Genomic DNA, 1,552 nt, shown 5'->3' with positions numbered 1-1,552 from the left:
GGTGAGGAACCGGCCGATCTCGACCTCGGGGTGCACGCCCGGCTGCAGGCGGCGGTAGAGCTTGACGATGACGTCGCGGCCGATCGTCATCGAGGTGTTGGACTGCTCGACCCCGAGCCGGCGCACCACCGGCTCCTGCGGCTCGGGCAGCTCGGCGAGCTTGGCGCCGGCGCGGAAGAGGAGCGTGCCGTGCGGGCCCTCGATGCGGCGCTCGGCGCGCATGTCGTCGAGGAGGAGATGGGCGAGACGCTCGCCGGCGGTGGCGTCGTAGAGCGCGCCGATGCGCGAGCCGCGCCGCGCCTTGGCGAGGGTGAAGGGCAACAGCGGCGAGGCGGTCTGGACGTTCTCCTCGCCCCAGGCCACGGCGAGCGGCAGGACGTAGCGGTGCGCGGTGCCGTCGGCGAGCTCGACCTCGAGCGTCTGCAGGCAGGCGCCATCGGGCCCCTCGCGCAGGACGGCGCCGGGCCCCATGCCGATGCGGACGACGGCGGCGTCCTTGGCGGCGAACCAGCGCTGGTTGCGGGCGAACGGGACCAGGGCCTGACGTTCCAGGGCGCGACGGTTGGTCGGATCCTCCAAGGCCGACCAGCCGTCGCGCATCACCACGGTGACGAAGTCGGGCAGCGGCTCCGGAATGGTCTGGTGCCAGCTCGGCACTTCCGCCTCCTCGGCCAACAGAAACCAGTAGAAGCCGTAGGCTGGCAGGGTGAGCAGATAGGGCAACTCGCCGATAGGCGGAAACGGTGTGCGCCCCAGGAGCTCCAACGGCACCCGGCCGGCATAGGCGGCGAGATCCAGCTCCACCGGCTGGGCGTGCCGCGCCAGATTGACCACGCAGAGAATGACCTCGCCCTGATAGGCGCGGATATAGGCGAAGATCTTGCGGTTACCGGGATAGATGAACTCGAGCGTGCCGCGCCCGAAGGTCTGATGGGCCCGGCGGACCGAGATCAGCCGCTTCATCCAGTTCAACAGCGACGAGGACGAACGGGTCTGCGCCTCGACGTTGACCGTCTCGAAGCCGTAGACCGGGTCCATGATCGTGGGCAGATAGAGTTCCTGGGGGTTGGCGCGGCTGAACCCGGCGTTGCGGTCCGGCGACCACTGCATCGGCGTGCGCACGCCGTCGCGGTCGCCGAGATAAATGTTGTCGCCCATGCCGATCTCGTCGCCGTAGTAGACGACGGGGGTGCCCGGCATCGAGAACAGCAGCGAATTCATCAGCTCGATCTTGCGCCGGTCGTTCTCCATGAGCGGCGCGAGCCGACGGCGGATGCCCAGGTTGATCCGCATCCGCCGGTCGGTGGCGTAGGTGTTCCACAGGAAGTGACGCTCGTGATCGGTCACCATCTCGAGCGTGAGCTCGTCGTGGTTCCGCAGAAACACCGCCCACTGACAGGTCTCGGGGATCTCGGGCGTCTGTCGGAGGATGTCGGTGATCGGGTGCCGGTCCTCCTGGGCGAGTGCACGATACCTCCGCGGCCTCAGCGGAAAGTGAACGAACAGGTGGCCCTAGTCACCGCTGCGGACATATCGGTGGGTATCCTCCGGC

The 1,552-nt window shown here is 68.4% G+C and carries 2 protein-coding genes; one reads left to right on the top strand and one right to left on the bottom strand.

What is annotated here, in order from left to right; all coding sequences use genetic code 11:
- Positions 1-1,350 (bottom strand): alpha-glucosidase C-terminal domain-containing protein (locus I6U14_RS15890; protein WP_296900498.1); only part of this gene is annotated, 1,350 nt, incomplete at its 3' end.
- Between I6U14_RS15890 and I6U14_RS15885 the strand changes: the two genes are divergently transcribed.
- On the top strand, positions 1,336-1,552 hold a 217-nt coding region (locus I6U14_RS15885), incomplete at its 3' end, for a hypothetical protein (RefSeq protein WP_296900497.1). The genes I6U14_RS15890 and I6U14_RS15885 overlap by 15 nt on opposite strands.

The organism is Thiohalocapsa sp., assembly GCF_019695415.1.
In the GTDB taxonomy this organism is placed as follows: Bacteria; Pseudomonadota; Gammaproteobacteria; order Chromatiales; family Chromatiaceae; genus Thiohalocapsa.
This window is presented reverse-complemented; position numbering and strand designations above follow the sequence as displayed.